The following is a 22204-nucleotide window of genomic DNA, read 5'->3' on the forward strand; positions in this document are numbered from 1 at the left end:
ATCCGCAAAGGCGCGGAACAGCTCTGTCTGCCTTGTTGGCGAGAACACCCCCACGACGAGGAAGGCACCTGCCCATGCATGCCCAGGCAGCAGCTCCATCGAAGATCATGACGTTCGAGCGGATGCTTGAGACGGTGCGCTACGAAGGCGCGTACCCCACCCGTGAGCGAGCCGAGGAGTCGGTGACCTGTGTTCTGACTGCCCTCGGAGGACAACTCGCCGACAGCGAACGCTCTTTCCTCGCCGCCCGGATGCCCGCCGAAGCCGCTCGTCTTCTCAACGAAGTCGCCCCGGCCGAACCCCTCACCGGCCAGGAGTTCGTGAAGGAACTGGCCGCGCGCTCCGGCGGCACCACGGCCACCACCCGCTGGGACTCCAGCACGGTGCTCACCCTCGTCGGTCGCCTCGCCGGGAGCGATGTCCTCAGCCGAGTCCTCACGCAACTCCCACCGGGCTACGCCCTCCTGTTCGGCCGCGCCGAACTCACGCAGGTCGCGCGGCAGAGGCGTGTGAGCACCACCCTGCCCGCCGCTCCCCGAACGCTGCCCCGGACGCCGAAGGACGTCGCAACGGCAGGGCGCTGACCCCACAACGGCCTCACACCCGGGGGCCATCCCGGCGGATGCCGGGATGGCCCGCGTCCCGGCATGACCGCGAAGGCATGACCGCGAAGGCACGAGCGGCGTGGGAACTGAGCCCCGTTCTCCGATCCCCACCGCCTACGATGCCCCCGTGACCAACGAAAGCGGAGTGCCGGAATCACTGATCGATCTTCAGCGGACGTTGAACGCGGCGGCCGAGGAGGCCCGCGCGCATGGTTCGCCCCCGGAGGACTGGCGACCGTGGGTGGAAGCGGCGGCTGCGGCCGAGAACGCCGTCGCGGAACACGCGGCAGCCGCGGGTATCAGCGCCGACGACGTACGGTCGGCCGCCGAGAAAGCCGCGCGCGCAGCCTGACCGGTGTCAGACCTGTCCGCGGTGGGCGCCGGTCTCGTTTCCGGTGCCCCGGGATTCGATGAAGGTCTTGAAGCGCCGCAGGTCACCGATACAGGGTGGGCGGCGCTGCGCCGCGACGGCTCCTCGTCCGGCGGATCAGCGGGTCACAGGAGGTCGCGTGGCACGGTCTCGTTCCAGGTGCGGGAGAAGACGCGGCGGCCGTTCTCGTATCCGTCGAGGGTGGCATCCACGAAGAACCGCTCCTCGTCGGATGTCAGTACGGTGTGGGTCTCCACCCGTACGTCCCACGCGTCCCGCCGGAAACTCATCGTCCAGGTGGACTCGCCGCGGACGGAGGTGAATTCCTCGGCCACCGACGAGTACCGCTCGCGGGCCCTGCGGCCGACCTCCAGACCGATGTCCTCGAAGCGGACCAGTCCCCGGTCCTTCACGATCTCCAGCTCGGCGTTGTATCCGACCAGGTCACGTGTGACGAGCCAGCGTTCCTCGGGGTCCGTCAGCTGTGTGACGTCCAGGGGCGGCGTGCTCTCCGGCTCGCCGAACGGGCTCGGTGGCGGTCCCTCGTCGGGCGAGGCCGTGGGGCGGACGGGCAGCGTGAGTGTGCTGGCGCCCTCGTACACGCTCAGGAGCGCCGGACGGGGTGGCGGCCAGGCGAGGGGCCAGTACGACGTGGAGAGCGAGAGGCGGACGCGGTGCCCGCGCGGGAAGTGCTGGGCCACCGCGTTGAGGTCGACGGTGGCTCGGTAGCGCCGGCCGGGCTCCAGCGCCTGGGGGGCGTTCCCGCCGTCGAGGCGCGTGAGGTTCAGGACACCGTACGAGACACGGGTGGCACTCCCGTCGGGAGCCACGTCGGACAGCCTCGCGGCGACCGTCGCGACCGGTTCGCTGACGGACACGTCGAGGTCGACGGCGACCGGGCCGAGGATCTCCACCGGTTCGGTCAGCGGTTCGGTGTCGAAGACCAGTGAGCCGCCGTCCTCCTCGCGCTGGTCGTACGGGAGGTCGGGGGGCGCGTTGTACGAGGCCCACTTGCCGGCGAACTGGCCAACCGAGAGCGGGGACTGCACCGTCATCGGCTCGGTCGCCCCGCCGCTCTCGGGTGTCGCGGCGGTGTCCCCCGGCGCCCCGATGCGGTGCCGGGTCAGGGGGTGGGTGACGCGCTCGACGTTCGGGGAGGGCCAGCTCGGCTCGCCGACCCAGCGGCCGGGCCGTTCTTCGTACGAGGTGGAGGGAGGCACGCTCTCCTGCATCCAGGTCTGGAGCATCGGTCCGTCCATGACCCCGTTCTCGGCCCCCTTGAGCCAGTGGTCCCACCAGCGCACGACCTCCTGGAGGTAGCCGATGGCGGGGCCGGGCTCGCCGAGGTGCGGGAACTTGTGGGACCAGGGCCCGATCAGGCCCCTGCGGGGCACATCGAGATTGCCGAGCAGCCGCATCACCGCGTTGGAATACCCGTCGGCCCAGCCGCTGGAGGCGAGTACCGGGCAGCGCACGGCGCCGTAGTCCTCGCAGACCGAGGCGTGCCGCCAGTAGTCGTCGCGCCGCTGGTGCCGCAGCCACTCCACCACCCACGGGCGGGTGGCTTCCAGCCGTTCGTGCCACATCTCACGCCACCGCTCCCCGACCACCGCGGGGTCGGGCGGACAGGTGGCATAGGCGAACATGGTGCCCGCCTCGGCCAGATTGTCGGACAGCATGGCACCGCCCATGTAGTGCATGTCGTCGGCGTAGCGGTCGTCCGTGAAGGACGCGATGACGATCGCCCGCAGGCTCGGCGGCTGCCGGGCCGCGACCTGGAGCGCGGCGAACGCGCCCCAGGACAGGCCCATCATGCCGGTGGAGCCGTCGCACCACGGCTGTTCGGCGATCCAGGCGAGGATGTCCTCGGCGTCGCGCTGCTCCTGCTCCAGATACTCGTCCGTCAGCACGCCCTCGGAGTCCCCGGTGCCGCGCAGGTCGACGCGGACGCAGGCGTAGCCGTGACCGGCGATGTAGGGGTGGTGCATCGAGTCGCGTACGGCCGTCAGGTCGCGCTTGCGGTACGGGATGTACTCCAGGACCGCGGGCACCGGCTCGGCGTCGGACGAGAGGGGACGCCAGACACGGGCCGACAGCCGGGTTCCGTCGGACACCGGGATGACGACGTTCTCTTCTTCCTTCGTCTCCGAGGGGAGGTTGGTCACGTAGCGCATGCGGGCGGCTCTCCCTACCTTGCGGGTGCACGGGCTCACGGCCTGGGGCGGTCAGGCGTTCTTCTCGCCTCGTCCGCCGGGCCGCGTCTCGTCGAATGCCAGGTCCAGTGCGGCCACACAGCGGTCGAACTTCTCCCGCAGGTCCTTCTCACTGTCACCGCCGGTGAAGATGTGGGCGACTTCGTAGCTGTAGCTGTCCTGGCCGGGTGACTCGGACAGCCGCTGTCCCTCCGTGGGCACCATGTCGATCCGTACGCCCGGAATCTCCCGCTCCACACGCGCGATGTCCTCCGGCGTCGGGACGTCGTGCACGGCTCCGTCGGCGAACCAGCGGTAGTACCACTTCGCCGCCATCGCATACGTTCCGGCCCGGTAGGGCAGCGCGGGGTCCCGGCCGAGAGCGAGGGCGATCATGCTGTGATGATTGGGTACGCCGTCGACGTACTGGAACATCTCCGCGTGCGACTGCGAGTGCCGGGGGTTGACCTCCAGCAGGTTGATCTCGTCCTGCTGCGGATCGTAGAAGTACTCGACGCTGAAGGTCGCCGCGTCCATGCCTATCTGCCCGATGACGCGCTCCGTCACATCACGCAGCCCGCGCAGGACGGGCTCGGGGAGCATGGACGGGTACTGGTGGCGCAGGAAGCTGGAGGAGTCCGGGTAGTTGATGGAGTCCAGCACGCCGTAGACGGTGACCTCGCCCCGGTCGACATAGCCCTCCACCGCGACCTGGACACCCGCGATGGCCTCCTCGGCCAGGCAGACCTGGCCGCCCACGCCCTCCATCTCCGGCGGCAGTTCGAGCCTGGCGAGTATGTCCTCGAACGGCCGCCCGACGCGGCCGATCCCCGCACGGATCTCCTCCACGGCCGCCCGGAACTCCTCCAGGTCCGCCACGCCGAACGCCAGCTCCGACGAGTACGCCAGCGCGGGCTTGAGCCACATCGGAAAGGTCACGCCGTCGGGCGGCACGGGGTTGCCGGACTCCATGTCGACCATGCCGAAGCGCGGGTGCCGATCGGTGACCTTCCGCTGCTCCAGCCGACTCCAGTACTTGTGCTCACACTTGACCACGGACTCCAGGCTCGTGCTGCGAGTCCCGTACCGCTCGCTGAGGATCGGAACGAGAGTGCTCACCGGAAAGTCCCAGTAGCCGACGATCGCGTCGATGCTCCCCTCGAAGGCGTCGAGCACCCCTTCGGCCTTGGTGATGAGGTCGTCCACGGAGACCTCGCCGCCCTGGAGCTCCCCGATGGTGAGCAGTTGGTGGAACCGGAGCGACTCGGCGTCCGGCACCAGGTGCAGCATCGGGAGGTTGGACTGCTCAAGGCCCAGTACGAAGATGTTCTTCTTCACGGCTCCTCTTCCGGTTGACGTGGGTGTCGTATAACCCGAGAGACGACCGCCAATCCGGCAGCGAACGACGCGGGCGCGCGTCGGTGTCAGTCGCCCGGCGCGTCCCACTTCTCCAGCGGACGGACGGCCGGCCCCTGCCGCACCGAACCGTCGACACCGAATCGGGAGCCGTGACAGGGGCACTCCCAAGCGGTCTCGGCGTCGTTGAAGGCCACCAGACATCCCAGGTGGGTGCACCGGGCGGATACCGCCTGGACGACGCCGTCCGGGTCCCGGTAGACCGCGCGGTGCCGACCGCCGACCCGTACCACCGCGCCGGTGCCCGGCGGGACCTCCGCGACCGAGTCCACGTGGGTGGTGTGCAGCCGGTCGCCCACGAAGTGCTTGGCGACGTCGGCCTGTTGCTTCAGCAGGGCCGGCGCTTCGCGCAGGGTGCTCGCCAGCCGTCGTGGGTCGTACAGAGCGGCCCACGGCGGCTCGTCGCCCTCGATCAGCTCGGTGAGGAGTCGGCCGGCCATGACGCCGCCACTCATGCCCCACCCGCCGAATCCGGTGGCCACGTACGTGTGACGGGAGCCGACATGGAAGGGGCCGACGAGCGGCACCGTGTCGGAGGAGTCGTTGTCCTGGGCGGCCCATCGGTAAGCGGTGTGACCGACCGGGAACCGGGCGCGCGTCCAGGCGTCCAGGCGGCGGAACCCCTCGCGGGGATCGCCGGTACCGGGGGTGAAGCTTTCGCCGGTGACGATGAGCAGACGGCGCTCCTCGTCGAACGGCGCGGTGCGCACCGACCGCTTCCCCTCTTCCTGCGTGACGTACATGCCGGTCGGCGCGATTCCGGCCGCGATCGGGGCGGCGACAACCAGCTCCCGGCGCGGGGAGAGCCGCGAGAAGATCAGTGCCCGGTCGAAGACGGGAAAGTGGGTGGCGATCACCACGTCGCGGGCCGTGACCGTGTGGCCGGACTCGACAGTGACCCGACAGGGGGAGCCTTCCGACAGGCCGGTCGCGCGCGATCGTTCGAAGATCAGACCTCCTTTCGCCCGGAGGTCGGCGGCGAGGGCGAGGAGATACTTGCGGGGGTGGAACTGCGCCTGCGCGTCCACCCGCACGGCGCCGCTCACATCGAACGGCAGCTCGGTGTGGTCCACGTACGTCGCCGTGAGCCCGGCCGCCGTGGCCGCCTCGGCCTCGGCCTTGAGTCCGGGGACGGCGTCTGGCTCCGTGGCGTAGGTGTAGGCGGGGGCGCGCTCCAGGTCGCAGGCGATGCCGAGCGTGGCGACGATCTCGGCCACCCGTTCCACCGCGCCCTGCTGCGAGCGCGCGTACAGCCGCGCGGCGTCCTCGTTCCGTGTCCGGCGCAGCCGGTCGTAGACCAAGGTGTGCAGCGCGGACACTTTGGCGGTGGTGTATCCGCTCACCCCGGCGGCGATCCGGTCGGCCTCCAGGACGGCGACCGTCCTGCCGGTGGCGGCCAGCTCCCACGCCGTACTCAATCCGGCGATGCCCCCGCCCAACACGGCCACGTCGACGGTGAGGTCCTCGCTCAGCGCCGGGTGGTCGGTGGCGCCGGCGGTTGCCATCCAGAAGGATTCGTCCTGTCCGGGCAGGGGCCCTGAGTCGGTCATGTCAGCCTTTCAGAAAGGTCGGTCGTGAGAAGGCGCAGCCTCGATCGGGCGCCTTTTGCAACTCTGTTCGCGCGGCAAGTGACAGGCACTTCGGCACCCGCCAACCGGCTCACCCGCGTCGTTCGTCGTCCTCCCGGCGTTGTCGCTCGGAGGGTCGCGTGACAGCGCCGGGCCGGTCGCCGCGGTGGCTGCCGCCCGGCAGCAATTCCTGCACTTTGGCCTTGAGGCCCTGCTTGATCATGGAGCCGCGGTCGCTGTCACCCCGCAGGATCGCCGAGGCTGCGGCCTCGATCTGATCCAGGGAGGCGTGCGGCGGGATCGGCGGTACGGCGGGATCCGTACGGAAGTCGATGACGAAGGGCCGAGGGGCCGCCAGCGCCTGCTCCCACGCGCCCACGACCTGCTCGGGTTTCTCCACCCGGACCCCACCCAGACCGATCCGCCGCGCGATCTCCGCGTAGGGCACGTCGGGGAGGTGCTGCGACTCCTCGAACTGCGGTGCGCCGGACAAGGCCCGCATCTCCCAGGTGACCTGGTTGAGATCACGGTTGTTCAGCACCGCCACGATCAGCCTGGGGTCCGACCACTCCCGCCAGTACTTGGCGGCGGTGACCATCTCCATCATGCCGTTCATCTGCATGGCGCCGTCACCGACGAGCGCGATCGCCGGACGGTCCGGGTGAGCGAACTTGGCACCGATGGCGTACGGCACGCCGGGCCCCATCGTGGCCAGGGTGCCGGACAGCGAACCGCGCATGCGGCCGCGCAACCTGAGGTGACGGGCGTACCAGTTGGCGGCGGAGCCGGAGTCGGCGGTGAGGATGGCGTCGTCCGGCAGCATGTCGTCGAGCGCGTGGACCACGTACTCCGGGTTGACGGGGTCGGCGTCCACCGCGGCCCGACGCTCCATGACCTCCCACCACCGGGCGACGTTCTCCTCGACCGTTTCCCGCCAGGACCGGTCCTTGCGACGCAGAGAGGGAAGCAGCCGCCGGAGCGTCTCGCGGGCGTCGCCGACAAGGTTCACCTCGAAGGGATACCGCAGACCGATCATGTGCGGATCGATGTCGATCTGCACCGCCCGTGCCTGGTCGAACTCCGGCAGGAACTGGGAGTACGGGAAGCTGGAGCCGATCATCAGAAGGGTGTCGCAGTCCCTCATCAGCTGGTAGGAGGCGCGGGTGCCGAGCAGGCCGATGGAGCCGGTGACGTACGGCAGATCGTCGGGGAGCGCGTCCTTGCCGAGCAGAGCCTTGGCCACGCCCGCACCGAGGACGTCCGCCAGCTGCTCGACCTCGTCCCGCGCCCCGCGCGCACCCTGCCCGATCAGGACGGCGACCTTGTCACCCGCGTTGAGCACCTCGGCGGCACGCCGGATGTCGTCGTCTGCCGGTACCGGGGCGTAGCGGCCCAGGCCCAGGCTGGAGGGCACCATCTTGAACGCGTGTGTCGGCGGGCTGTACTCCAGCTCCTGCACATCGGCGGGCAGGATGATCGCCGTGACCGTGCGTTTCGCGTACGCGGTGCGAAAGGCGCGGTCGATGAGGTTCGGCAACTGCTCGGGAACGTTGGCCGTCTCGCAGAAGTCCGAGGCGACGTCCTTGTAGAGGCTTTGGAGATCCACTTCCTGCTGGTAGGAGCCGCCCATGGCGCTGCGGTTGGTCTGCCCGACGAGGGCCACGACGGGAACGTGGTCGAGCTTCGCGTCGTACAGGCCGTTGAGAAGGTGGATCGCGCCGGGCCCGGATGTGGCCGCGCAGACTCCGACCTTGCCGGAGAACTTGGCGTACCCGACGGCCTGGAAGGCGGACATCTCCTCGTGCCGGCTCTGGACGAACTTCGGCTTGTTGTCGGCGCGGCCCCATGCCGCCAGCAGGCCATTGATGCCGTCGCCCGGGTAGGCGAAGACGTGGTCGACCTCCCACTCGCGCAACCGCTGGAGGATGTAGTCGGACACCTTCATTCCGGCCATCGGAACTCCCTTCCATGAGCGCGGCTGACGTGGCGTCCGACAGGTAACCCGCGAAGCGCGGGGGCAAACGTCACCCGTCCGCGCCCGCCTTCCGGGGAAGCCGCTGACCGTCGTCGCTCATCGATGTCACCCACGTGGCTCCAGGCGGACGACGATGCCCTTGGAGGTCGGCGTGTTGCTGGTGTCGGCCACGCTGTCCAGCGGTACGAGGACGTTGGCCTCCGGGTAGTAGGCGGCGGCGCAACCGGGAGTCGTGGGGTAGGAGACGAGCCGGAAGTCCTCGGCGCGGCGTTCGGTGCCGTCCTGCCAGACACTCACCACGTCTGCCCTCGCGCCGTCGTCGAGTCCGAGGGCACGCAGGTCGGCGGGGTGGACGAGCACGATCCGGCGGGATCCGTGGATCCCCCGGTACCGGTCGTCGGTGGTGTAGGGCACGGTGTTCCACTGGTCGTGGGAGCGGAGCGTCTGCAGCAGGAGGTGGCCTTCCGGGGCGCTCAGCGCCTCGAATTGGTTGCGGGTGAACAGCGCTTTGCCGCTGGGGGTGTGGAAGACACCCTCGTTCACCGGGTTCGGCAGGGCGAAGCCGCCCGGCTTGCGCACCTTGGTGTTGAAGTTCTCGAAGCCGGGGACGACGCGCGCTATACGGTCGCGGATGTTGCCGTAGTCCGCCTCGAAGTCCTCCCAGGGGACGGCCACCTTGTCGGCCAGTGTCCGGCGGGCGAGCCTGCTGAGGATCGCGACCTCGCTGAGCAGATGGCTGGAGGCCGGGTCCAGGCGTCCGGACGAGGCGTGCACCTGGCTCATGGAGTCCTCGACGGTGATGAACTGCTCCTCGCCGTTCTGGCAGTCCCTCTCGCTGCGGCCGAGAGTCGGCAGGATCAGCGCGGTGTCGCCGCAGACGGTGTGTGAGCGGTTGAGCTTGGTGGAGATGTGCGCGGTGAGCCGGCACCGGCGCATCGCCTTCTCGGTGAGGTCGCTGTCGGGCGCGGCCCGTACGAAGTTGCCCGCGAGGCCGAGGAAGACCTTGGTCCGGCCCTCCAGCATGGCCCGGACGGAGTCCACCGTGTCCAGACCGTGGTGGGCGGGCGGCGTGAAGGAGAACTCGCGTTCCAGTGCGTCCAGGAACTCCTGGGGCATCTTCTCCCAGATGCCCATGGTCCGGTCGCCCTGGACGTTGCTGTGTCCGCGTACGGGGCAGACGCCCGCTCCTGACCGGCCGATGTTCCCCCGCAGGAGCTGGAAGTTCACCAGCTCACGGATGGTGGCCACGCCGTGCTTCTGCTGGGTCAGGCCCATCGCCCAGCAGACGACGATCCGCTCGCTGGCCAGGACCCGGTCCCGCAGCTCCTCGACCTGACGGCGGGTCAGGCCGGTGGCCGTCAGGACGTCCGGCCAGGAGACGGTGGTGCGGATGTGGTGGGCGAACTCCTCGAAGCCGGTGGTGTGGTGGTCGATGAAATCCCGGTTCAGGACCGTTCCCGGTGCGGCGTCCTCGGCCTCCAGCAGGAGCAGGTTCAGCGCCTGGAAGAGGGCGAGGTCGCCGCCGAGGCGGATCTGGAGGAACTGGTCGGCGATGTTGGTGCCCCGGCCGACCACCCCGCGCGGTTTCTGCGGGTTCTTGAAGCGCATGAGTCCCGCTTCGGGCAGCGGGTTCACGGCGACGATCTGCCCGCCGCCGCGCTTGGTCTCTTCCAGTGCGGAGAGCATCCGGGGGTGGTTGCTGCCCGGGTTCTGGCCGACGGTGAGCACCAGGTCGGCGTGGTGGATGTCCAGCAGGCTCACGTCGCCCTTGCCGATGCCCAGCGTCTCGTGGAGAGCCGAACCGCTCGACTCGTGACACATGTTGGAACAGTCCGGCAGGTTGTTGGTCCCCAGGGCGCGGGCGAAGAGCTGGAGGACGAAGGCGGGCTCGTTCCCTGCCCGGCCCGAGGTGTAGAAGACAGCTTCGTCCGGGGAGTCCATCGCCCGCAGTTCGTCGGCGATCAGGCCCAGTGCGTCATGCCAGCTGATCGGCTCGTAGTGGTCCGCGCCGGGACGCTTCACCATGGGCTGGGTGAGCCGACCCTGCTGGTTCAGCCACCGGTCCGAGCCGCGGGCCAGTTCGGAGACCGAATGCCGCCGGAAGAACTCGGGGGTGATGCGCCGCGTGGTGGCATCGTCGTTGGCGTGCTTGGCGCCGTTCTCGCAGTACTCGTTGGTGTGGCGCTTGCCCGGCGCGGGGTCGGGCCAGGCGCACCCGGGGCAGTCGAAGCCCCTGGTCTGGTTGATGTCGAGCAGGTTCAGTGCCGTACGGCGTGCCGAAGTCTCGGCGAGTGAGTACTGGACCGCGTGAGCAACCGCCGGAACACCCGCCGCCCAGGTCTTCGGCGGGGTGATCTCCGCCTGCTCGCCACCCGGATCACCGTTCGATGATTCTCGCACCGCCCCAACCTTCCACTTCGGTTCTTCGCTTTCGGCTCTTCGCTGTCGGCTCTTCGCTGTCGTACGGGCTGTCTCAGCCGCTCGGCCAGTTCGGCACCCGCGGCGGCAGACGGTCGGAGTCCGGTTTCACATGGCCGCCGCTGATCGTTCCCCGCCACTGCCCGGTCGCCCGGCCCTGGCCCTCGATGTACTCCTTGAAGCGCCGAAGATCCCCGTGCACCTGCCTGCGAACCACGCCCAGCGCGTCCCCGGCACGCTCGGCCGGGCCGCGCGGAGTGAATTCGATACGGAAGACAACCCGGCAGCCGGTGTCCCCCAGCGACCGGAAACGCACCGAGCCGGTCAACCGAGGCGTGCCCGCCGTGCGCCACACCACTCGGTCGTCGGGACGCTGCTCGGTGATCTCCGCGTCGAACTCACGGGTCACACCGCCGAACCTGACCACCCAGTGCGTCATCGAGGAACGCGACCGCTCCACCCGGCGCACTCCACTCATGAACCGGGGGAAGCACTCGACCTGAGTCCACTGGTCGTAGGCCATATGGACGGGGACACCGACATCGACAGCACCTTCGATGACGCTCATAGCTGCCCTGCCTCTCCGCGACGGACCGTGTTCGTACATCCACGCCGTCGGGTGCCCGCCCCGGACGCTCCCAATCCGGTCGGTGCCGCAACCGAAGGCTGCGGGATGATCCTGGGAGGTGACGAGGGGTCAGGCGGCGACATGACGGCGCACCGCCGCGTCTCGCATCCAACAGTTGCTTCAGGGAAATTTTAGGCCCTCACCTGCGGAAACCAGAAAGGTGGAGATCGGCGAGGACATGCCTGTGCGTCCGCTTCCTGAATTCATTCCGAAGACAGAGAGTGTGAGACCCGCACCCCCGGGCAAGCGATGAATAGGACAAAAACGTCTCGCCGCCCTACGGGTGCGGCGTGAATCCGCTCGGTCTTTCGCGTTCTTGGTGACGGGGAAGGCATTTCTACGCATGAAGGAGACGTCTTATGAGCGACAGCATCTGGGGTTATCAGCCGACCGCCGGCCACACTGCGGGTACCGACCTCATCGGGTACAAGGTCGAGGCGACCGACGGCAGCGTCGGTAAGGTCGACAAGCACTCCGACGACGTCAGCTCCGCGTACCTCGTGGTCGACACGGGCGTCTGGATCTTCGGCAAGCACGTTCTGCTGCCGGCCGGCGTCGTACGGACGGTGGACCAGGCGGCCCGCACGGTCTTCGTCGATCTCACCAAGGAGCAGATCAAGGACTCCCCGGAGTTCGACAAGGACAAGCACATCGGCGACGTCGGCTATCACCAGCAGCTCGGCAGCTACTACGAAGGGCACCGCCCCCTCTGACACATCGCGCCACAGCACGAGTGGGGCGGACCGGATACCGACCGGTCCGCCCCACTCGCATTTCCTATTCCCCTTGCCGTCTACCACGTCGATAAGACAGCTTTTTCGGGGCAGGGAACCGCATGCGGCTCGACGTATTACCCCGCGCGTTCGGCGCTGCGTCTCCTACGGGCAGGGAGTCAGAAATCGATCGAGACGGTATTCCGGATGGCGACACCCATGTTCCGTTCCATCAGCTGGAGGGCGGCATCAGCCAGGTCCGCATGGATGTGGGCCACGGCGTCCTCGGGCACCGTCACCCGCAGGTGCCGGATGTGCGCGTGCAGCGGAGTAGAGCACGCACTGCTCGGTGACCTGACCGCAGAGGATCACGTGACCGACGCCCAGCTGGGACAGCAGGTAGGACAGCGGAGTCTCGTAGAAGATCGAATGCCGCGCCTTGACGACGAAAAGGGAGTCGTCCGTCGGCCTGACGGGTTCGACCAGATCGGCATGCGGGCCGGCCAAGGCCGCTTCGAGGATTTCACCGTGGTGCGAGCGCCACTCACCGAAGTTGTCGTTCACGTAGATCACCGGCACCCTGTGGCTCCGAACCTCGTCGATCAGCCGCGCGATACGAGGCACCGCTTCCCTCGCGGACGGCAGGAGGAGATCGGCATCCCCTGGACCCCCTGTCCGGCGAATTCACCTTCAAGTCCGGCATCATGACTGTGGTCCGCCACGGCGAAACCGTTTGCCCCACCGACCTCATCGAGGTCGAACTCCCCTCACTCCCCCACCACGCCCTCGAACGCGTCTAGGGCCCTGTGACCGCATTGGTTTGCCGGGTTGGCGGTCCTGACCCGGGTTGTTGAACGCAGCGCTGGAGCCGTTCGGGACCCACGCATTGGCATCCGGATCGGGATACGCCCTCGGTGTCGGTGGAGCACGCGGATCAGTCGACTACGCCGACAGGGGGGGGCGCCTCGGGTTCGATTGCCTCGGCAGGATCGGCTCAGGAGGCGAAGGTCGGCGTGAAGCACAACTCGTCCTTGTTTCGTACCGTTCGCCGGCGAACACAGCACGGCCGACGCAGCCGTCCGAGGATGGAAAGAACGTGTGTACGGTCGGGTGCATGACGCTTCAACATCCCGCGAACCGTGGCGGGGACAGGCCCGGACGGTTCGCCCGCCTTGCTGAGTACGCTTCCAACTTCTCCAGTTCACCGGCATTCTTCGGGGCCTGCATGGTCCTCGTCGGCATAGTCATCGGCGCGCACTTCGCCAAGCTCGACGTGACCTGGTTGCTGCTCGCCGGCGAGTCGATGACCGCCGTGACGCTGCTGCTGCTGGCCCTGCTGAAAAACTCCGAGCGCCGCGCGGAGCACGCCATCCAGCTGAAGCTGGACGCCATTGCCGCGGCTCTCCTCGAAACACAGGAAGGCAAGCAGGGCACGGCCGTGCACAGCCTGAGGGAGGCAATAAAGATCGAGGACGACACCTGACCTCCGGGGCCGTGTTCGCCCCGCGCGGTCTCAGTCGGTCAGGGGCAGCGCGGGTCCGCGGGTCGCTCCGGGCCTGCACACCCGCCGCGGCGGGGGCGTGAGCTGTGGCGGGCGTGCCCGCTCCGCTTGAGGAGACGGTGCACCACCCTCCCCGCGGCGGAACGATCGGCTCAGCGCGTTACGGCCGGTGAATGAGCAGCACCTCGCGGGCGTCCGCCGAGGACCGTGCCCACGTCCCGGCCGCGTGGTGGCGGGCGCGCCTGTCGCGTGGGTGGCCGGCTGGGTGTTCGGGTCTCTGTCGTGGCTGGGCTCGCGTCAGTCCTGCGGAGTGAGCAGGACGATCGGGATTTCGCGGTCGGTCTTCTGTGCGTACTCGTCGTACAGCGGGAAGATGCGCCCCACCTGAGGCCAGAGGGACTCGCGTTCGGCCGGAGACGCGACCCGGGCGAGAGCGGTGAACCGGCGGCCACCGGCCTGCACCCCGACGCTCGGGCCCGCCTGGAGGTTCTTGAACCACGCCGGATCCTCGTCGGCACGCGCCGGTGGCACCAAGGGCTGTCCCATAAAAGATTAAGCGGCTGCCGTCCGGGCCTGGCGAAACCGGGCCCGGACGGCACCGGGACACGACTCCTTGGGGGCGACATGTCGGGACCGGCAGTCGGGCCGGCTCTTCGAGGCGGGCGAGTTCGGTGACATCGTGGCCGATGTAGTCCCGTGGCTTGAAAGCTTCTGCGAGCCGGTCGAGACCAAGGTCGGCGGCGACCTGGACTTCTGGGTGCGAGGCGGTTCGGCTGTGGGTCTGACTGCGTTGGCCCCCTGGCGTTGGTGCGTTCTTCCTGTCGGAGGACGAGGAGATACCGACGGAGGGATGAGGACTGCTCGGCGTTCTCGCGGCCACCGGTGCAGGGGCTGGTGCGCACCTGTCCGCAACCGCCAGAGCACCTACCGGGCCCCGAACCCGCACGGGTCCGCAACCCGATAGATGTGGGGTCTCGCCGCTTGTGACATGTCGATCTTGCGTGACCTGGGCGTTCTTGGCTGTCTCGCGGCCTTGTCACCCATGATCAGTTCAAATCCGTGGCATTTCTTCGCGAGGGCGAGGTCGAGATCAGGCGGCTCGCCCGTGTCGGCCGAGTACACCACGCTGAGCCCCGAGCACGAGGACTACCGGCGAGCCCAGATCGCGCACCGATGAGTTTCCCGCGCCACGCTGGTCTATACGCCGGACACCCACGGACGGAAGGCTGAGCCATGCGGAAACTGATCTACGGCATGAACCTGACCCTGGACGGCTACATCGCCGCGGCCGGCGATGACATCGGCTTTAGCGGACCGCCGAGCGACGAGTTGTTCCAGTGGTGGCTCGACCACGAGCAGGCGAGTGGCCTGTCGCTGTACGGGCGCAAGCTATGGGAGACGATGAGCTCCTACTGGCCGACCGGCGACCAGCAGCCGGGCGCCACCCCGGCGGAGATCGAGTTCGCGCGGAACTGGCGGGACACGCCGAAGGTGGTGTTCTCCTCGACGATCGACAAGGTCGACTGGAACACCCGCCTGGTCACCGGCGACGCGATCGCCGAGATCACCCGGCTCAAGGCCGAGGACGGCGGCCCGATGAACATCGGCGGCGCAACGCTCGCCGGGGCGGCCATGCGCGCCGGGCTGATCGACGAGTACGCGATCGCCGCCCATCCGGTCCTGGTCGGCGGCGGCACTCCGTTCTTCACCGCGCTGGACAGCTGGGTGCACCTGAACCTGGTTCAGACGCGGACGCTTCCCGGCGGCGTGATCCTGACCAGGTACGAGACGAGGCGCTGAGCAGCGGCACACCCAGAGCGTGTGGTGAAAGTCCCGTCCGGCTCACGACGCCTGGCACGCACGCTCGCGGCGTACTCGGGTCACCCGAGTACGCCCGGTACGAGGGCGATCCTCCGCCTCGCGATCGCACGCACCAGCCGCCGCGAGCCCCGCCCCGCGGGCGGACGACGCTACTTCCACCACACGCCCTAAGCTCTGTGCCGTGCAGGGAACGCGCCTCGACACCGCTCGGATCCTGGCGGCTCGCCAGGTGATCGACCCGGTTTTTCTCAACACTCCGCTGTACCGATGCGAGGCGCTGGAGGCCGAACTCGGGTGCACCGTGAGCATCAAGCTCGAAACGGCGAACCCGGTCCGCAGCTTCAAGGGCCGCGGCACCGAGGTGGTCGCGGGCCAACTCGCCGACAGTGGCTCGCGAGCGGTGGTGTGCGCCAGCGCGGGCAACCTTGGCCAAGCCCTCGCCTGGTCCGGTCGCGGCCGGGGCCTCGACGTCACCGTCGTGGCATCCCGCTTCGCGACCGTGGCCAAGCTCGACCGCATCCGCGCGCTGGGCGCCGGGCTCGAACTGGTCGACGGCGACCACGAGTTGGCCCGCGAACGGGCGGCGGCCGTGGCGCGGTACGAGGGCATTCGGCTGGTCGAGGACAGCCTGGACATCGAGACCTGCGAGGGCGCGGCGACCATCGGCCTGGAACTGGTGGACACCGTACCGCCGTTCGACACCGTCCTGATCGCGCTCGGCGGCGGGGCGCTGGCCACCGGCGTGGGCCACGTGATGAAGGCCCGCGCACCCGAGGTCGAGGTGGTCTGCGTCCAGCCGCTGGGCGCACCGGCGTTGACACACTCGTGGCACCAACGGCGCGTCGTCACCACCGACTCGACCGACACCATCGCCGACGGCGTCGCCGGCCGGCGCCCCATCCCGGCCGTCCTCGACGACCTCCTCCTGGTCGCTGACGACGCCGTCCTGGTCCAGGAGGCGTCGATCATCGCCGGTATGCGGATGCTCCTCGACCACGCCGGCCTCGTCGTCGAACCGTCGGCCGCGCTCGGCATCGCGGCCATCCTCGAAGACCGCGACCGCTTCGCCGGCCGACACGTCGTCACCATCCTGTGCGGCAGCAACGTCGACGTAGGCGCCTATCACCGCTGGGTCGGCGCGGCTCCGATCCACAGGTCGTAACACCCACTCCCCCACAACGACACTCGCCACTACCGCAGTTGAGGTGACCCGTCGTTGCCCGAGCCGACACCGCTGGTGACGGGTGGTCGGCTCCCGACGTGACGGCCGGCGGATTCGCTGTGTCGGCGGCCAGTCTCCCCTCGGCCGTGGCCGTCGTCCCGCTCGGCGGACGACGGCCACGGCGAGGTGTCGTGGCCGTCGTTGCCCGCTCGGCGAAGTCACTCGGCGCAGGAGTCAGGCAGGTATCACGGAAAGCGATACCACCCGTGCGTCATTACCGGCCCGGCCCCGGATCCGCAGGGCGACGTAGCGGGCGGTTCCCTTCGCGGTGAGCGTCGCGTCACGGCCCCTGGTGCGGAAGGTCCCGACCGGTTCGTACGCCAGACCGTCTGCGCTGAACTCGGCTTCCGCCGACGGCACATGCCCTCCCGTCCAGCTGATCCGGATCTCGCGGATCGCCGTCGGCGCCCCGAGATCTACCACCATGCGACCGCCGGCCCCGGGACTCCAGGATGTGTGCCGGTCGCCGTCGACCGCCGCCGCGGGGTCGGACATGCCGGACGGGAGCGGCGCCGTCGGGAAGGTGACCCGGCCAAGCGCTACGTCGGCGAGTGGATAAGCGGTGGTACCGGGCACTGTCACGTGCTCGGTACGACCGCGGCGCACGCTGACGTGCGTCGCACGCCCGCCCACTGGAGTGACCAGTAGACGGCAGGAAGGCCCTGTGAGCCGGAGCGTGGCGGCGTCGACCACCTCGGCGTGCAGTCCGGCCGGAACGCGCCCACCCGCACTCGGACGCAGGAGGAAGCGGGCGGGCGTCACCTCCGCGCGGGCGGCTGGGAGATCGGCACGGTAGTCGGTGCCGTCGGCCGTCACCGTCTGCGTGCCCGCGAACAACCGCACCGAGCGGGTGTCCTGCGGCACGGACACCGTGGTGGTCACCGCGGCGGACGACAGGTTGAACAGGCTCAGGTGCCCTCCCGCCGTGCTCGCCCGTACGTCGGGATGGCCCGAGCCGGGTGCCTCGCGCCCCGCGGCCGCCTTCACCTCGGACGGATCACCGTCGGCGTAGCCCTCCACGACGACGGCCTCGGCCGGCCCGTCCGAGAGGATGAGCGTGTCACCGTAGACGGCGAGCGCATTCTTGGCACCGCGTACGACGAGGCCCGCGCGCCCGTCCACCGAGATCCAGCCTCCGGTGCTGATGAGGTCGGCCTTCGGGTAGCGCGCCAGGTCTGTCCAGGTCTTTCCGTCGGCCGAGCCCTGGAGTGCGTACGCACGGCCCGCGGCGGACTCCCAGCGGAGGGTCACACGGTCGAACTCCCGCTCCTGTCCGAAGTCGACAGTGATCCAGCTGTCCGCCCGTGTGCGGTCCGCGACAGCGACGGCCCAGCGCGTCGTAAGGTCGCCGTCGACGCTCAGAGCCGCGCCCTTGCCCGCGTCGGAGGACGAAGCGGTCACGGTCGCACCCCGGGCGAGGTCCGCGCCCTCGGCACCGTCGCGGACCTCGATCGCGTACAGGGAGTAGCCGTATTTCGGGTCCGGGATGATCCCCTGCATCCTCATGTACCTGTAGGAAGCCCTGGCGAGGGTGATGTCGTCCGTGCGCCCGCCGGCGGCCGGCGGCGGGGTCGCGGCGCCGCTGTCCTTGGCGGCGACGGTGGTCGCTCCCTCGGCGGCGGTGTAGGTACGGCCGCCGTCGAGACCGGCGACACCCGGCATGGTGAAGTTGTGCACGTCGAGGCGGCCCTCGCCGGCGGAGGTGCCGCTGGTCGCGTAGACGACGTCACCGGAGGGAAGGGTGGTGAAACCCGCGAAGCCCGTGGGCAGCGTGAGGAGCGTGGCGCTGGCGTCGAAGCCGTCACGGAGTTCGCTGTACGTGGTGACGGAACGGGCGGCGGGTCTGGCGGTGGTCGCGGGAAGGAACATGGGTGTGGTCCCGCCGAGGGCGAACAGCCAGTCGTCGTGGGCGGGCTGCCAGGCGAACTTGACGAAGCCGGGCTTGCTGACGGCCCCGGCCCAGGCCCTCGGCGACTGGTGCGCGACGAGGCCCGGCGCGCTGCCGAAGTCCCGTACACCGCTGGCCCGTTCGAACAGTTCCCGTTCCGTGAGGGGGCGCACGGCCCTGCCCTGAGCGGCCCGCCATTCGTGCAACAGATAGCTGATGGCGATCTCGGCGCGGGCCTCCGGCTCGTACTTGGGTTCCCCGGAGAACTTGGTCAGCCGGTTGACCGGCGGGTACGCCTGGTAGGCCTCCAGGCGCTCGGCCAGCGCGGCCTCGGCGCGGGCGGCGGCCCGGTCCCCGATTACTTGGGCGAGGAACGCGACCGGGATGACGTCACGTCCGTAGAGGTGCTCACGGTCGTTGACCATCGGCATCAGCGGCTCGCCCGAATCGCTCATCACCAGAAGGAGCGTCTCCCACAGGAGACCGGCATTCGGCTGGGACGTCAGGACCTCCGGCATCGGCCGGCCGGCGGTTACAAAGTGCGCCGCGTTACGCCCGGACGTTCGCCACAGCTCGGACTGGTAGTGCGGGCCGAACGAGCCGTGATTCTCGACGATGAAGCTGTCGTAGAGGTTCTGCGCGGTGTTGTCGCTGATGGCGACGCCGTCGACCAGGGCCGGATTTACGCGGTCCGCGGCCGGCAGTCCGGCCTCGTTACGGCTCCACCGGCCGAAGGCGTCCTTCCACTGCCGATACTTCGCGCTGTCGGGCGCCCAGGCGAGGCCGGGAGCCAGCGACTGCGCGTAGACGCCCATCTCCTCCAGCTTCGTGTCGCCCACGAATCCGCCAGTGAGGCCGTGCGGCGTCCAGTCTCCCGACGCGGGGTCGTCACCCGTACCGAGACCGGTGGTGAACTCGGCCTGTGCCTGCGCGATCGTGTCGACTTTGTCGCGCGTCGCGCTGTCCAACCGGTCCCAGAGAAGGCGCGCGGCAAGGACGAAGTAGAGCTGGAAAGTGGTGTCGAAGAAGAGCGTGCGGCCCCATTCGGTGCCACCGGTGAGGCGGTTCGAGGCGGCGAAGTGCTTGATCGTGTCGATGGTGCGGGAGAGCAGAGTCTTCTCGTCGATGCCGGCCCGCTCGGCGTCGTACGTACCACGGGTGAGCAGCAGGGCGTTGCCGAGGACGACGGCGAAGCCGAAGTCCTTCGCGGTGTAGTACCCCTTGGCCGCGTCCCACTGGGTCTCGGACCAGCGGGTGTGGGTGAGCAGTACCCGGTAGTAGATGTCAGCGATGCCGTCGGGAGCAGCCGGGCGATGGACGACCGGTCGGCCGTCGGCCACGGCCGATGGCACGCCGAGGGACGAAGCCGTCGCCAACGCGAGGGTTACGCCTGCCAGTTGGGCGAATCGGCGCCTGCTCAGCTCGGCCGGGTGGTGGTTCACGCGGATACGCCTCCTGGAACGGAATCGAAGACAACGTTGTCAACGTCGCGCTCATTCTTCGTATCCGAAGCCGAAACCGTCAAGACCCCGAACGCGACCGTCGGCATCCGTCAGTCCGGCGGCTCGGCTGCGCCGGTCGGCCGACCGGCGCAGCCGGCCAAGGCAGGCCGAGCCGAGCACGGTCCACACGACTCAAGGGGCGCCATGGGCAAAGGGCGCATCACCGTCTGTCTGCCGCCAGTTGGCCCCGACGGGCCGAAGCAGGCGATCGAGCGGGCCAAGCCGCCACTCGGGGCGGCTCTTTGGTTTTGCCTACGACGGGTCTTTCCGGACCAAGAAATGATCTTGTAGGTGAACCCGTGCGGCTGAACCGTAGGGTGCGTGTCATGGGACGATTCGACGAGGTCACGGCGACGTTCTGGGGTAAGGGTGATTACGGCGTCCAGCAGCTCCTGACGGAGGCGATGGTGCGAGAAGCCGAGCGTGCGCTCGGTGTGAGGCTGCCCTCGGCCCTGCTTGACCTTCTGCGGGTTCAGAACGGCGGCATCGTGGCTGCTGATCACGGCACGTACCCCACCACCGGGCAGACCTCGTGGAGCGAAGACCATGTTCCCTTCGACAGCCTGATGGGCATCGGGCGACGCGACGGGATGAGGGCCCGGGCCACTATTCCCGGCGGGGATCTTCGCCGTGTCCATAGAATCCGCCTCGATGAAGAGACGCGTGCAGTTCACCGAGCAGGTCGCGCGGTTCCGTGACTACATACCGGCCGAAGACCGCGAGAAGTTCCTGCGTCTCGTCAACAGGATCGCAGCTGAGCCTGAAGGCGCCGACAGTCACCTTGCCTATACGAAAGACGCTGTGACGCGCGCGGCCTGGGAAGACCACGTGATGATCCATTACGTCGTGACGCTCTTCTTCGTGGTCGTTGTCGAGGCCGACATCTACGACGCGTCGCGCGGCTTCAACGAGGTGTAGTCGCCCACGACCGGGTGATGCGCGAGCGTCCGCCCCACGCGTGGCGGTGAGTTCGTCCTCGGAGACACGGCCACGTGGGGCGAGACCGTCGACCGGCGCCGGCGGGCCTGCCTCCGGCGCGTCGACGTGGAGCACACCTTCCGGCCGCTCAAGCGGACGCTCGGCTGGACCAGGCCGAAGTTCCTCCGGGCAGAGACGGGCATCGCTCGTCGGAAGTCGCTCAGACGCGGGCCTGCGCTCACCACAGGCCCACACGATGATTCACCACTCAGGTCGGCCAGAAGACGCGGCCGCGCACCGGCGCTGTGAGGTTCTCGAGGATCTCGCGCAGCCACGGGCTTCGGACGGACGGCAGCCGGACCAGGGTGTGCCGGAACGCCACCGGGTCGGTCCGGAACATGTAATGCGGGCGTGGCGCGGGCGGGTCCTCGTCGCGAAGGACACCGTCGGGCATGACGCCCGACGTAGGGAGGGGCAGGTACGGCTCGGGGAAGGCCAGCCACCGCCATACTCCGAACGGCAGTGGCACGGGATATGCGGAGGCGGCCGGTCCGGGCGGGGCCCAGGTCTCCCCCGTCTGCGGGTGGACGGGTACGAGGAGAACGTCGGCGTCCATGTCAGGACCGGGAAGTCCCGGCCCGGCCAGGACGGCGCGCCGCACCGGCGGGCCGGCGAGCAGCAGGGCGTCGAGGGCGCGTTGGAACACCTCCGCGCTCAGGCCCTCCGGGACGGTCACCGGCCGCCCCTCCGAGGCGGCCAGCAGGTGGGCGAGTGCCCGGCCGGCCGCGGCTTCCCACTGCGGGCTCCATGACCAGAAGGAGTCCGACGCCGACCGGCCTCCCCACCTGGCGATCGGCTCAAGCGGGGGCGTGCCCTTCCCCTCCGCCGTCAGCTCCGCCCAGGAGAGCGGTTCGGTGTCGGCGACGGGGAGCCGCCGCACGGCATTGGGGGCGAGCCACACCGCCTGCCAGAGCGAGCAGTCGTCGATCCGGCTCGCCACGGGAAGGCCACACGTCGCGCACGCCATGTTGGGGCCATCAGCTCCGTCGAGACCGCAGCAGGCGCCGCCGCTTTTCTCCGGCATGAGCAGCGTGCCGCGGGTATCTCCGGGTGCGATGACGACCGCACTCGGTGCGCCGTCGGAGAGGCTGTGGACCGGTGCGTAGATGCCGCGCGCCGCGGCCTCGTCCGGATCGATCTCCTCCCATCGTCGCCACGGCCGTCCCCAGGGCTCAGGGTCCACCGCGAACGTGCCCGATTCCATGAGCACCGGAAGCTGGAACCCGTTCCCGTACACCTGACGAGCGTGGACCGGCAGGACGACCTGGGACAGCGGGGCGGTCAGCTCGGCTCCGCACCCCGCACACGAGAAAACGAACACGCGACCTCCGCAACGGAAACAGGCATGATCGCAGCTCAGCCGCGTCCGGCCAACGCATTTTCGCCGTCCGCCGCTACGGCCGAGAT

The 22204-nt window shown here is 69.2% G+C and carries 17 protein-coding genes and 1 pseudogene; 8 read left to right on the forward strand and 10 right to left on the reverse strand.

Annotated elements, in window-relative coordinates; genetic code table 11:
• Nucleotides 1–74 precede the first annotated feature (74 nt).
• Both ACIBBB_RS05075 and ACIBBB_RS05080 read left to right on the forward strand, forming a co-directional pair.
• Nucleotides 75–584: a DUF2267 domain-containing protein gene (locus ACIBBB_RS05075; RefSeq protein ID WP_398978879.1), complete on the forward strand. Its 510-nt coding sequence runs from the start codon at nucleotides 75–77 to the stop codon at nucleotides 582–584.
• A gap of 148 nt (nucleotides 585–732) precedes the next feature.
• Nucleotides 733–957, forward strand: a complete 225-nt coding sequence (locus ACIBBB_RS05080) for a hypothetical protein (RefSeq protein WP_398978880.1) — start codon at nucleotides 733–735, stop codon at nucleotides 955–957.
• Nucleotides 958–1100: 143 nt separating this feature from the next.
• Here the strand turns inward: ACIBBB_RS05080 and ACIBBB_RS05085 are convergent, their stop codons facing one another.
• The 6 genes from ACIBBB_RS05085 to ACIBBB_RS05110 all read right to left on the reverse strand — a co-directional run bounded on the left by ACIBBB_RS05085 (nucleotide 1101) and on the right by ACIBBB_RS05110 (nucleotide 11112).
• Complete coding sequence (locus ACIBBB_RS05085; protein ID WP_398978882.1) at nucleotides 1101–3149, reverse strand: CocE/NonD family hydrolase; 2049 nt, start codon at nucleotides 3147–3149, stop codon at nucleotides 1101–1103.
• A gap of 51 nt (nucleotides 3150–3200) precedes the next feature.
• Nucleotides 3201–4457 carry an acetyl-CoA carboxylase biotin carboxylase subunit family protein gene (locus ACIBBB_RS05090; protein WP_398980021.1) on the reverse strand — a complete coding sequence of 419 codons (1257 nt, stop codon included), beginning with the start codon at nucleotides 4455–4457 and terminating at the stop codon, nucleotides 3201–3203.
• A 134-nt stretch (nucleotides 4458–4591) separates the two neighbouring features.
• On the reverse strand, nucleotides 4592–6133 hold the full coding sequence (locus ACIBBB_RS05095; protein WP_398978883.1) for an FAD-dependent oxidoreductase: 1542 nt from the start codon (nucleotides 6131–6133) through the stop codon (nucleotides 4592–4594).
• A gap of 109 nt (nucleotides 6134–6242) precedes the next feature.
• The gene (locus ACIBBB_RS05100) at nucleotides 6243–8096 is read right to left on the reverse strand and encodes a thiamine pyrophosphate-requiring protein (protein WP_398980023.1); all 1854 of its coding nucleotides are present in this window, start codon (nucleotides 8094–8096) and stop codon (nucleotides 6243–6245) included.
• Nucleotides 8097–8231: 135 nt separating this feature from the next.
• Nucleotides 8232–10526, reverse strand: coding sequence for an FdhF/YdeP family oxidoreductase (locus tag ACIBBB_RS05105; protein ID WP_398978885.1), 2295 nt, complete (start codon nucleotides 10524–10526; stop codon nucleotides 8232–8234).
• 73 nt (nucleotides 10527–10599) lie between these two features.
• Nucleotides 10600–11112 (reverse strand): SRPBCC family protein, encoded by a 513-nt coding sequence (locus ACIBBB_RS05110; RefSeq protein ID WP_398978887.1) that lies wholly within the window; start codon nucleotides 11110–11112, stop codon nucleotides 10600–10602.
• Between the two features lie 419 nt (nucleotides 11113–11531).
• On the opposite strand from ACIBBB_RS05110, the gene ACIBBB_RS05115 reads away from it, so the two are divergent.
• Nucleotides 11532–11885 carry a PRC-barrel domain containing protein gene (locus ACIBBB_RS05115; RefSeq protein ID WP_398978889.1) on the forward strand — a complete coding sequence of 118 codons (354 nt, stop codon included), beginning with the start codon at nucleotides 11532–11534 and terminating at the stop codon, nucleotides 11883–11885.
• A 179-nt stretch (nucleotides 11886–12064) separates the two neighbouring features.
• Here ACIBBB_RS05115 and ACIBBB_RS05120 read toward each other — a convergent pair.
• Nucleotides 12065–12569: pseudogene (locus ACIBBB_RS05120) on the reverse strand (isochorismatase family cysteine hydrolase).
• 430 nt (nucleotides 12570–12999) lie between these two features.
• Here ACIBBB_RS05120 and ACIBBB_RS05125 point away from each other — a divergent pair.
• On the forward strand, nucleotides 13000–13368 hold the full coding sequence (locus ACIBBB_RS05125) for a low affinity iron permease family protein (protein ID WP_398978891.1): 369 nt from the start codon (nucleotides 13000–13002) through the stop codon (nucleotides 13366–13368).
• 315 nt (nucleotides 13369–13683) lie between these two features.
• On the opposite strand, the gene ACIBBB_RS05130 is transcribed toward ACIBBB_RS05125, so the two are convergent.
• Nucleotides 13684–13932: a nitroreductase/quinone reductase family protein gene (locus tag ACIBBB_RS05130; protein WP_398978893.1), complete on the reverse strand. Its 249-nt coding sequence runs from the start codon at nucleotides 13930–13932 to the stop codon at nucleotides 13684–13686.
• A 687-nt stretch (nucleotides 13933–14619) separates the two neighbouring features.
• On the opposite strand from ACIBBB_RS05130, the gene ACIBBB_RS05135 reads away from it, so the two are divergent.
• Both ACIBBB_RS05135 and ACIBBB_RS05140 read left to right on the forward strand, forming a co-directional pair.
• Nucleotides 14620–15186, forward strand: coding sequence for a dihydrofolate reductase family protein (locus ACIBBB_RS05135; RefSeq protein ID WP_398978894.1), 567 nt, complete (start codon nucleotides 14620–14622; stop codon nucleotides 15184–15186).
• 202 nt (nucleotides 15187–15388) lie between these two features.
• Nucleotides 15389–16369 carry a threonine/serine dehydratase gene (locus ACIBBB_RS05140; protein ID WP_398978896.1) on the forward strand — a complete coding sequence of 327 codons (981 nt, stop codon included), beginning with the start codon at nucleotides 15389–15391 and terminating at the stop codon, nucleotides 16367–16369.
• A gap of 234 nt (nucleotides 16370–16603) precedes the next feature.
• Here the strand turns inward: ACIBBB_RS05140 and ACIBBB_RS05145 are convergent, their stop codons facing one another.
• The gene (locus ACIBBB_RS05145) at nucleotides 16604–19759 is read right to left on the reverse strand and encodes a discoidin domain-containing protein (RefSeq protein WP_398978897.1); all 3156 of its coding nucleotides are present in this window, start codon (nucleotides 19757–19759) and stop codon (nucleotides 16604–16606) included.
• A gap of 386 nt (nucleotides 19760–20145) precedes the next feature.
• On the opposite strand from ACIBBB_RS05145, the gene ACIBBB_RS05150 reads away from it, so the two are divergent.
• Both ACIBBB_RS05150 and ACIBBB_RS05155 read left to right on the forward strand, forming a co-directional pair.
• Nucleotides 20146–20517: an SMI1/KNR4 family protein gene (locus tag ACIBBB_RS05150; RefSeq protein ID WP_398978900.1), complete on the forward strand. Its 372-nt coding sequence runs from the start codon at nucleotides 20146–20148 to the stop codon at nucleotides 20515–20517.
• Entirely contained in the window at nucleotides 20483–20737 is a 255-nt protein-coding gene (locus ACIBBB_RS05155) for a hypothetical protein (RefSeq protein WP_398978902.1), read from the forward strand. The genes ACIBBB_RS05150 and ACIBBB_RS05155 overlap by 35 nt, the downstream gene beginning before the upstream one ends.
• Nucleotides 20738–21005: 268 nt before the next feature.
• On the opposite strand, the gene ACIBBB_RS05160 is transcribed toward ACIBBB_RS05155, so the two are convergent.
• Nucleotides 21006–22118 carry a hypothetical protein gene (locus ACIBBB_RS05160; RefSeq protein WP_398978904.1) on the reverse strand — a complete coding sequence of 371 codons (1113 nt, stop codon included), beginning with the start codon at nucleotides 22116–22118 and terminating at the stop codon, nucleotides 21006–21008.
• Between the last annotated feature and the right edge of the window lie 86 nt (nucleotides 22119–22204).

The organism is Streptomyces sp. NPDC051217 (genome assembly GCF_044455465.1).
In the GTDB taxonomy this organism is placed as follows: Bacteria; Actinomycetota; Actinomycetes; order Streptomycetales; family Streptomycetaceae; genus Streptomyces.

Excerpts from the sequence above, each read along its gene's own strand:
- ACIBBB_RS05075 (WP_398978879.1), top strand. The coding sequence starts at position 75 with ATGCATGCCCAGGCAGCAGCTCCATCGAAGATCATGACGTTCGAGCGG.
- ACIBBB_RS05085 (WP_398978882.1), bottom strand. The coding sequence starts at position 3,149 with ATGCGCTACGTGACCAACCTCCCCTCGGAGACGAAGGAAGAAGAGAAC.
- ACIBBB_RS05090 (WP_398980021.1), bottom strand. The coding sequence starts at position 4,457 with ATGCTGCACCTGGTGCCGGACGCCGAGTCGCTCCGGTTCCACCAACTG.
- ACIBBB_RS05095 (WP_398978883.1), bottom strand. The coding sequence starts at position 6,133 with ATGACCGACTCAGGGCCCCTGCCCGGACAGGACGAATCCTTCTGGATG.
- ACIBBB_RS05100 (WP_398980023.1), bottom strand. The coding sequence starts at position 8,096 with ATGAAGGTGTCCGACTACATCCTCCAGCGGTTGCGCGAGTGGGAGGTC.
- ACIBBB_RS05110 (WP_398978887.1), bottom strand. The coding sequence starts at position 11,112 with ATGAGCGTCATCGAAGGTGCTGTCGATGTCGGTGTCCCCGTCCATATG.
- ACIBBB_RS05115 (WP_398978889.1), top strand. The coding sequence starts at position 11,532 with ATGAGCGACAGCATCTGGGGTTATCAGCCGACCGCCGGCCACACTGCG.
- ACIBBB_RS05125 (WP_398978891.1), top strand. The coding sequence starts at position 13,000 with ATGACGCTTCAACATCCCGCGAACCGTGGCGGGGACAGGCCCGGACGG.
- ACIBBB_RS05130 (WP_398978893.1), bottom strand. The coding sequence starts at position 13,932 with ATGGGACAGCCCTTGGTGCCACCGGCGCGTGCCGACGAGGATCCGGCG.
- ACIBBB_RS05135 (WP_398978894.1), top strand. The coding sequence starts at position 14,620 with ATGCGGAAACTGATCTACGGCATGAACCTGACCCTGGACGGCTACATC.
- ACIBBB_RS05150 (WP_398978900.1), top strand. The coding sequence starts at position 20,146 with ATGGGACGATTCGACGAGGTCACGGCGACGTTCTGGGGTAAGGGTGAT.